Annotated in this window: 1 protein-coding gene; it reads right to left on the bottom strand. The window is 61.0% G+C overall.

Annotated elements, in window-relative coordinates:
• A partial coding sequence (locus AC1DF0_RS32480; RefSeq protein WP_477577722.1) for an outer membrane protein assembly factor BamB family protein occupies positions 1-410 on the bottom strand: 410 nt, incomplete at both ends.

A 410-nucleotide genomic window follows, 5' to 3' on the forward strand; every position in this document is an offset into this window, starting at 1 on the left:
GAACTCGCCACCCGCCACGCCAGTGATCAGTTTGCCGTTGATCACCAGTGGCGCGGCGCTGATGGAGTAGCCTTCCTTGTGGTCGGCGACTTTCTTGCTCCATACCACTTTGCCGGTGTCTTTATTCAGGGCCACGAGCTTGGCGTCGAGAGTGCCGAAGATCACCAGGTCGCCATACAGCGCCACGCCACGGTTGATCACGTCACAGCACGGACGGATGTCATCCGGCAGGCGCGCGTCGTATTGCCAGAGCTTGCGGCCGGTGCGCGCATCCACGGCGAACACCCGTGAGTAGGAACCGGTCATGTACATCACGCCGTCCTTGATCATCGGCTGCGCTTGCTGACCGCGCTGTTTTTCACCGCCGAACGAAAAGGCCCAGACCGGGCGCAAGTCTTTCACGTTGTCGA

Source organism: Paenibacillus sp. 05T425, assembly GCF_056396205.1.